Origin of the sequence: Microcoleus asticus IPMA8 (assembly GCF_013179805.1) — a bacterium.
Taxonomy (GTDB): Bacteria; Cyanobacteriota; Cyanobacteriia; order Cyanobacteriales; family Microcoleaceae; genus Microcoleus; species Microcoleus asticus.
The window spans coordinates 37,462-46,392 of sequence record NZ_SRRZ01000052.1 but is presented as its reverse complement, the minus strand read 5'-3'; the positions used below and the strand labels follow the sequence as shown (position 1 = coordinate 46,392).

Annotated in this window: 8 protein-coding genes; 7 read left to right on the top strand and 1 reads right to left on the bottom strand. The window is 43.2% G+C overall.

All coding sequences use genetic code 11. The features are described 5' to 3' along the window. Nucleotides 1-110: 110 nt before the first annotated feature. Nucleotides 111-3,329: a glycosyltransferase gene (locus tag E5S67_RS15385; protein WP_246276802.1), complete on the bottom strand. Its 3,219-nt coding sequence runs from the start codon at nucleotides 3,327-3,329 to the stop codon at nucleotides 111-113. A 190-nt stretch (nucleotides 3,330-3,519) separates the two neighbouring features. Between E5S67_RS15385 and cobA the strand changes: the two genes are divergently transcribed. The 7 genes from cobA (at nucleotide 3,520) to E5S67_RS34430 (ending at nucleotide 8,840) form a co-directional block, all read left to right on the top strand. Beyond that, nucleotides 3,520-5,091 carry a uroporphyrinogen-III C-methyltransferase gene (cobA, locus tag E5S67_RS15380; protein ID WP_172188660.1) on the top strand — a complete coding sequence of 524 codons (1,572 nt, stop codon included), beginning with the start codon at nucleotides 3,520-3,522 and terminating at the stop codon, nucleotides 5,089-5,091. Nucleotides 5,092-5,279: 188 nt separating this feature from the next. Further along, complete coding sequence (locus E5S67_RS15375) at nucleotides 5,280-5,435, top strand: DUF2281 domain-containing protein (protein ID WP_172188658.1); 156 nt, start codon at nucleotides 5,280-5,282, stop codon at nucleotides 5,433-5,435. 52 nt (nucleotides 5,436-5,487) lie between these two features. Beyond that, complete coding sequence (locus E5S67_RS15370) at nucleotides 5,488-5,844, top strand: type II toxin-antitoxin system death-on-curing family toxin (protein ID WP_339382881.1); 357 nt, start codon at nucleotides 5,488-5,490, stop codon at nucleotides 5,842-5,844. Between the two features lie 232 nt (nucleotides 5,845-6,076). Further along, nucleotides 6,077-7,267, top strand: a complete 1,191-nt coding sequence (locus E5S67_RS15365; RefSeq protein ID WP_172188654.1) for a tetratricopeptide repeat-containing S1 family peptidase — start codon at nucleotides 6,077-6,079, stop codon at nucleotides 7,265-7,267. Nucleotides 7,268-7,354: 87 nt separating this feature from the next. After that, nucleotides 7,355-7,933, top strand: a complete 579-nt coding sequence (locus tag E5S67_RS15360) for a Uma2 family endonuclease (protein WP_172188652.1) — start codon at nucleotides 7,355-7,357, stop codon at nucleotides 7,931-7,933. 200 nt (nucleotides 7,934-8,133) lie between these two features. Next, complete coding sequence (locus E5S67_RS34435; RefSeq protein ID WP_339382880.1) at nucleotides 8,134-8,475, top strand: hypothetical protein; 342 nt, start codon at nucleotides 8,134-8,136, stop codon at nucleotides 8,473-8,475. A 23-nt stretch (nucleotides 8,476-8,498) separates the two neighbouring features. Then, nucleotides 8,499-8,840 carry a hypothetical protein gene (locus E5S67_RS34430; protein ID WP_339382879.1) on the top strand — a complete coding sequence of 114 codons (342 nt, stop codon included), beginning with the start codon at nucleotides 8,499-8,501 and terminating at the stop codon, nucleotides 8,838-8,840. The last annotated feature ends 91 nt before the right edge of the window (nucleotides 8,841-8,931 follow it).

Sequence of the window (8,931 nt, the reverse complement as noted above, 5' to 3'; positions counted from 1 at the left end):
CGGATGCTTTGAGGCTGAAAAGATAATATTTTTAATCTCTAATTCCATTTGATTTGCGTTCTCTCATATCGCTTTTAGTCTAAACTCCAGTAAAGAATAAAGAATCAAAATTAACTTGCGATTTGTCCCAAGAGCTTTTTAGCACTATTAACGCTTTCCATATCGTAAAGTTCCCGGTTGTAACAAACAATTTGTGCTACCAACTTTTGATGATATTGCTGAGCTTTAGCCAACATAGAACCCTGGGAACGCCGATAATTGACAACTATTTCTCTCGTTCCCAAAAAGGGAATATTGTGCTTGTGGCAGTTAACCCAAAACTCCCAATCTTCGTAACCTTCTTTCATCCCAACTTTGTACCCGCTGACCAAATCCAAAATAGATTTGTGATAGACTGAAGACGGGTGAATCATGTTAGATTTCTTGATGTTTTCCGGAGAATACAACTCGTAACTGGGTACTATGCGATTTTCACTGCCAAACATTTGATAAGAACCAAATGCTACGCAAGGTACATTTGATTTTAAACATATTTCTAAAAGGTCAGTCAAGGCGTTTTCAGCTAGGATATCATCGGCATCTAAAGGCATGATGTATTCCCCGTTTGCTGCTGCTATGCCAGCATTTCTAGCACTTGAAAGCCCTTGATTTGTTTGTTCTACAAGCCTAATTTGATATTGGGGATTTGCTACTATTAAATTTTTGGCAACTGTGCTGGTAGTATCTAAGCTGCCGTCATTGACAATGATAATTTCCCAATTTTTGTAAGTTTGGTTAATCACGCTAGTTACTGCTTCCAGCAAAAAATGAGATTGATTGTAGCAGGGAATAATCACGGATACCAAAGGTCGATCTGCCAATTGTGGCGATGCTGAAACTTGTTTGACACTTTCTGATTGTAAATTATGTGCCGAATTTCTAGCAGCTTGCAAGCTGTAAAAATAAATCTTGGGATGGACGATGGCTAATTGATTCAGATCGGTATTTTGATATTCATTTACTAACCTCGGATATCCCGACAAGTATTCTTGTTTAACAAAAATCAAGATATTCTGAGCGTACCAAGGCTCTACTTTGTCATTGTTCCATATTTTTTTTCTCAAGCCGTCAATAACTGCATAGCCGTTTTTCTGAAAGTAATAAACCCAATATTGTGGCCACTGTTCGTTAACGTGTTCGACGCCTCCTTGAAATGGTATCGCAGCAGAAAACAGAATCACTGGTGCTAGTTGAGTGAGAGAATCAACAAAATTTTCGGCACAGGTAGCCGGCAAATGTTCGGCAACTTCCAGAGAAATTACTAAGTCAAACGTTCTGTTTATTTGCAGCGGTTGCTTTAAATCGGCGGATTGGAACTGATTTAAAGGAATTTGTAAAAGAGTGCGATCGACATAATCGCCATCTATTCCCAAACAATCAGCAATTCCCAACTTATGAAACGCAGCTAACCAACTTCCCGTACCGCAGCCCACATCTAGCACACTTTTAGGTAAAATGGGTTGCAGCAAGTCTAACAGCAGGGGAATAATTTCTTTAGCAGAAGCGCGAGTTCCTTCTCCGATTAATTGGTAAAAATCTCTTGTATAAGATGACTGTTGGTTTTGATTAGTTTGGCTGGCTGTTTGAGAATTAATTGTCTCTAAACTGCTAATATTGTAACCGTGCAAATGTGCTGGCAACTGCCAGGAAATCTTGGGATCGGGTTGATGTTTTACTGGCTCGACATTGCCCCGCCAAGCAGCCCCCATAATTTGCATTGTTTGATATACTACCGTTTGCCATCCCCTTTGCTTCAAGTAATCTAAACCTTGAGCAACATCTGGAGCAGTTAAATCGTGAAATAAAATTATTGCATCTTCCTCAGCCAATTTTTCACACGCAATGGCATCATTTAACGGCCCATCACCTCCGTGTTCTCCGTCAATAAAAATTAACGACCATTTGCGGTTGAATTGAGCGGAAAATTCTTCTACTCTTTGGGGGCTATAGCCGGGTATTAGCTCGACTGATGTTTGAACGCCCGACGCATTTAGAGCGCCTTGAATTGAATCGATTACGCTTTGTCTGATATCTTGTCTTTCTAATAGCGGATCGACGACATCTAACTCAACTCCTGCGAGGGCTAAATGACAAGCAGACCACCCCAACCAGCAACCTATTTCTAATGCTTTTTTACCTTTGAATTGCAGGGCTGTATTGTAAAGGATGTGGGCTTCGTCGCGACTGAGAAATCCGACTGAATTAGCACGGCGATCGACATACCAATTGTGCTTGATTTCCCGGCGCAAATAAGGCCACGAAGAAGTCTGAGTATCCCCAACAATCATGTTGGGAAAGTACGCATCTGGGAGAATAACTTTCAATCCGGGCGAGACGTAATCTCCGGCGGGCAGCAAAGTATTGTTTGTGATTTCCGATAACGGCGGTAATGTCATTTTTTCTCGTGTTAAGTTAGGATAGTTTTGCTTTTTTATCGGTTGGTAGCGGAGACTAATTTCTATTTGATTTCCGTCCGTTGTTGCTAGTTTTACCAAGTCGTGTTTGTGGCCAGTGATGTGCAGAATGCCGATCGCCTCCTGTGGCAAATACGGCTCCACAAAACAGGCTTGGTGCTTGTCCCAAACGGGCAAACCAAAGTTGCAGCTCCAGTTGCAGCGAGCCGGCAGCATCTCTGTTTTGTCAAACATTTCCGTGCCGTAAACTAACCGATTTAAAGCTACTTGGTCGCTCATTAAAGAAACGTGCCGCTGCAATCCCTGTTCCAGATATTCTGCCCAAATTTCCCAATGGGGGGCGTCTTTTTGCAGCGCGAAAATACCTGCATTTATGGTTGGATAGCTGTGCAAATTTTGGGCTACTTCTTCGCCAAAAGCTGCTTGATAATCGCGGTAAACAAATTGCCAGTACCAAGGCTGTTTGCCGTAAGCTAAATAATAACCCCGGTCGAGTTCTGGAACAACTGCTAAACCCCGTTTAGCGGCGCCTTTAACTAACAGTTTAACAGCTTGCCAATCTTGCACCCAAGCATCGGCATCTATCCAAAGGTAGATGTCAAAATTGGGAAAATATCGACGGAGAAACGGACGCGCTAAAAGTCCTTTGAGATAGTGAGGGGCTTCATTTTTGCCCGGAAAGTCAAAGTCCCAATAGGGCTTTTGAATGATATTAACTTGTGTTTTTAACCACTGCAACTGTTCGGGAGTGCAGCCGATATCGAAAAAGCCGATCGCCACATTTTCACCCTCTGGTTTTTCCCGCACCGATAAAATAGTGCCTCGCACCAATTCAAAGTAATTTGCATCGGCGGCCGTGATGATGATAATCTGCATAAATATTAACGGGTGCATCTCGTTGGGTGGGGACGGGTTTATTTAACCTGTTTGCACCGTTGAGGGGAAGGGGTGAACCCGCCCCTACAGGCTGCTTGGAAAGTCTGATTAAATTATAGGGTAGGGTAGGTTGCGCCGAAGCACCGCAATATTCATAAAACTATACTATCGAGACAATCGAGGAGGAATTGTGAAAAACCACAAAGGGAAAGTTTATCTAGTCGGTGCGGGGCCCGGAGATTGTAACTTGATGACAGTGCGATCGCACAAACTGCTATCTCAAGCCGAAGTATTAATCTACGACGCTCTAATCGACATCCCGCAACTCGAATTAATCCCAGCAACTTGTCAGAAAATAGAAGTCGGCAAACGTGGCGGCAAACCTTCCACCCAGCAGCAAGAAATTAACCGTTTGCTGGTAGAACATTGCAAGTTAGGCAAACAAGTCGTGCGGCTAAAAAGCGGCGATCCGTTTATTTTTGGTCGCTCCAGTTCAGAAATACAAGCATTAATCACAGCGGGCTGCGACTTTGAAGTAATACCCGGAATTTCTTCCGCCCTATCCGCACCTTTATTAGCTGGAATTCCCCTCACTGATCCGGTGATGAGCCGCTGTTTTGCAGTGATGAGCGCCCACGAACCGGATGCTTTAGAATGGGAAGCATTAGTGCAGATAGAAACTTTGGTAATATTGATGGGAGGGCGCAATTTAAGCGAGATAATTTGGCAATTGCAAAAGCACGGACGATCGACCGAAACTCCGATCGCCATTATCCGAGATTGCGGCCGCCCCGAACAGCAAATATGGCTGGGTACTCTCTCAAATATTGTACAGCAAACAGCAGGTCAATCTCTATCGCCTTGCGTGATAATAATTGGGGAAGTAGTTAGATTGCGCGAATATTTAATCCAGCCAGAAAGCACAAATATGATCGATACACCCGTCACCACTAATAACAGCCAATTGCCGCTAGCAGGAAAAACCATTTTAGTCACGCGATCAGTTTCTCAGTCTGCTGAATTTAGCGTTCGACTCCAGCAACAAGGAGCTCGCGTTATCGAAATGCCCGCCTTGGTAATTGGACCGCCGTCCACTTGGGAACCATTAGACAGTGCGATCGCACAATTGTCAAGCTTTCACTGGTTAATTCTCACTTCCCACAACGCTGTAGACTGCTTTTTTCAACGATTACAAGCAAAAGGCAAAGACGCCCGGAGTTTGTTTGGTATTAAAATCGCAGTTGTCGGGAAAAAAACAGCAGAAAGTTTGCGATCGCACTCTCTACAACCAGACTTTATTCCCCCCAACTTTGTCGCCGATTCCCTAGTCGAGAACTTCCCAGATAACTTGCAAAACTGCAAAATCCTATTTCCCAGAGTAGAAAGCGGCGGTCGAGAAGTTTTAGTTAAAGAATTCACCGCCAAAGGAGCGCAAGTAATAGAAGTGCCAGCTTACCAATCTTGCTGTCCCGAAACTATCGACCCGATCGCCCTAGCCGCACTCCAAAATCAAGCCGTAAATATCATAACATTTGCCAGTTCAAAAACCGTGCATAACTTTTGCAATCTCATAGAACAAAGCCTGCATTTGTCCGGTTCTCAGGATTGGTTGGAAAGCATTTGTATCGCATCCATCGGCCCGGAAACTTCCAAAAGCTGTCAGAATTTATTGGGTAAGTTAGATGTGGAAGCCAAAGAATACACGTTAGACGGATTGACTGAGGCGATCGTCCAATGGGTTGCAGAATATCAAAATGTATAAGTGCGATCGAACAGCAGTTGATTATCTAATCTGTTGGTTGTAAAATAGTTGTAATCTCATTTAAAAAAAGTTATCTGTAAGGACACGGCAGTGCCGTCTCCTTACGGATAATCGCGTACAATCTCTAGGTTGCAAGACTTTTATGACTTCGGATAAAATAGTTGTAAGATAACTAGGAGGAAAGAAACATGACCGCAAAAGACCAACTTCTTAAAGAACTCGACCAAGCACCAGAACCCTTGCTGCTGAAAGTGCTTGAATTTGTCCGTTCCTTAAAGACTGAAGAAGAACAACAAAAACTAGAAGCCAAAGCATGGCAGGCATATCTAGATTCAGAACGCTAAAGAAAGGAGGTTTACCGTTGCCTTGCCAACTCCTAAATTTGTCAGTAAAAGTATGGTTTTAAGTATCCACGCCAGACAGATAGAGAGCTTTGGCGGCACTCCTGGTGTCAGAGACGAAGGTTTGTTAGAGTCGGCTTTGGCTCAACCGCAAGCAACTTTTGGCGGTCAATTTTTGCATCCAGCAATTAGCGAACAAGTTGCCGCCTATCTCTATCACATAGCGATGAACCATCCTTTTATTGACGGCAATAAACGAACGGCTTTTGCAGTGACAGATACCTTTTTGCGCTTAAATGGTTGCACTCTGAATTTGACGGACGATCGAGCATATGATTTAGTCATGCGAGTCGCACGGGAAACCATGACTAAGGAAGAACTAACCACCGATTTCGAGTCATGTATTGTTTAGTTTTAATAAGTAATTTGGGCAGCATTCATTGAGATTAAGTAAGGTGCGTCGTACTCACCCTACATTGAAATAGCGAATCGCGGAACAAAAAAGCGAGTAAAATTATCACTAAAGAACAAAGCCGATCGCCTTTGCGTCAAATCAGTAATAAAACTAAACAGAAAAAAGCACAAACCGCCGATCGCCCTTTCTTCCCCAAATCCCGCTACCCAACTACTAATTAGCAATAGCCATGAATATAAATTTTTCTCGTTACGACACCTTAAGCACCCTGCTAGCAGGAACTACCGCAGCCTTAACTATAGTCATCAGCCAACCCGCGATCGCCAAAACCCCCCAAGAAGTCGCCAGCATTGCCGGGCCGCTGACAGTACAAATTAACAGTTCCCTCGGAGACGGTTCTGGCGTAATTATTGCCAAAAACGGCAAAACTTACACAGTTTTAACAGTCAATCACGTCGTAGAAAAAGCAGACGTGAAATACACCGTTCGCACGTCTTTAGGAAAAAACTATCAAGCAACCTCCGTCACCCGTTTGCAAACCGCCGAAACTGACCCAGATTTAGCCGTAATCAAATTTGAAAGTCCCGAAGAATATCCAGTCGCGACGATCGCAGATTCTGATTTAGCCGTCATCGGCACTCAAATCTTCGTTTACGGCTATCCCGCTACCGGCGGACTTTTCGGCGCCGAACGAGAACCCGAACTCTCTCCCGGACTCGTTACCAGCCGCCCGCGCAACCGCCCAGAAGGTTACACTTTGCGGTATCAAGCCGTAACTTGGAGTGGTATGAGTGGCGGGCCAGTTTTCGACTCCGAAGGCAGAGTCATCGGTTTGCACGGACAAGGCGAATTCGGTTTTGCTCAAACCAGTTCCGGGGAAGTCGCCCCGATTAAAACCGGATTTAACGCAGCAGTTCCAATCAATACATTTATCGCGAAGCTAGTGGCGGCGGGAATAAACAAATCCGAGTTAAAAGTAGACAATACTCCCCCAACCAGCGGCCCGGTATCCACCGCCAATCCGCAAGACGCCCAAGCCTATTATTTTCGAGGACTTTCGCTGTTAGATCGAGGAGATGCTTGGGAGGCGATCGCGGATTTCAACAGAGCACTCGCTTTTAAGCCAAAATATACCCCTGAATTGTATTTTAATATCGGTAATGCCCGCACTTTCATCACCGTCGGCTTGCCCCCACAGGAATCCACACGCGGTTCCACTGCTATTCAAGCATACACGCGGGCGATCGAAGCCAATCCCGGTTTTGCCGACGCTTACTACAACCGAGCTTTAGCTTACCTGGACAGCAAAGACCAACCGAAAGCAATTGCGGACTTTCAAAAAGCAGCAGAACTTTACAAACAAGGCGGAAGAACCAGCGCCTATCAAGACGCGCTCAACAGAATCAAACAATTGCAGTAGAATTAGAAGTTAAGAATTAAGAATTAAAAATGAATAATCCCATTTTTAATTCTTGATTTATTTCATACAAACAGCAGGTAAATAAACATGACTGCTATAACATTAAACCTCAATTCCATTATTAAATTAACTTCCGAACAGTTTTATCAACTGTGTGAAGAAAACCCGGGATTGAAACTAGAACGCAGCGCCAACGGAGAATTAATTGTCATGCCGCCAACCGGAGGAGAAACAGGGAAACGCAACTCAAAACTTAACTTACAGGTAGGAATTTGGAACGAACAAACCGAACTCGGCGAAGTGTTTGATTCCTCCACAGGATTTACCCTCCCAAACAAAGCCGATCGCTCTCCCGATGCGTCTTGGGTAGAAAAATCGCGCTGGGAAGCTTTGACGCCCGAACAAAGAGAAAAATTCATCCCGCTTTGTCCCGATTTTGTCATTGAATTAGTCTCACCCAGCGACAGCCTGAAAAAAACTCAGGACAAAATGCAAGAATATATGGAAAATGGCTGCCGTTTGGGTTGGCTGATTAACCGGAAAAAACGGGAAGTGGAAATTTATCGCCCCGGTCAAGATGTGGAAGTTTTACAATCTCCTCTCACCCTTTCTGGGGAAAATGTTTTGCCGGGATTTGTTCTCAATTTGCAAAAAATTTGGAATTAGTAGAATTAAATTTTGACTTATATCATCTTCGGTAAAATAACCGTTATTATTTCGTAGTGAAAAATGCAAGTCAGAGCGAATTAGATCGAGACTCTCCCTCTTCACTACGAACCAATTTTGTTATTATCGTTCTAGGGAGATAATATTAGCTGGAAATTTGATAAAATTATAAGTACCCATAAAATTAACGCCCTACAATTATGGTTCAAACAATTCAATCTAAAAATGTCACATTAGAAGAATTAAAAACGCTTTTTGACCTGCAACTTGTCACAGACGACCAATTTTTTAGAGAATGGCAATACGAGTTGCCAGAAATCACCGACTTTCAAAAACGACAGCTAGATCAGATTAAAGCAGGTTACTCCAACTTGCTAGAGTATCCGCCGATCTGGAAAAAACCATCAGTTTGTCGATCGTCTCTCCGCTGTTATTTGTCGGCGAGTTTTATCTGCATCCTTTCTACATTAAACCAGAAAAATCCGTCGAAATTTCCGAATAAGATGAAGAAGTTATCCTCAAAGGTAGCATCGACACTTTAGTTTTAAAAGAGCAGTTGTGGCTGATGGTAATAGAATCGAAACGAGTTTCATTTTCTATCGAAGCGGGCTTGGCGCAAATCTTAGCTTATATGCTGGCCAATCCCAACTCTGACACACCTAGTTACGGCATGATTGCTACAGGTGGCAGTTTCATCTTTGTTAAATTAGTCAAAGAAAAATCCCCTCGATATAGCACATCTGATTTATTGGGAATTAGCAATCGCACCAATAATTTACATGATGTACTCCGCATCCTCAAACGCTTGAGTCAAATAGCAGCTATAGCCTTTCTCAGAAAGATCAGGTACAATAGACCTCTTGCAAAATATTTTTATGATATAATGAAAAGTTTTGCTGAGAGTTGATTGAATCCCAAGTCCTAACTTATTTTGACTCTTGTCTTGCTATAAACAGGATAAAATGCTAGAAAGTTCTGTTGTCGTTACACAATAAGTA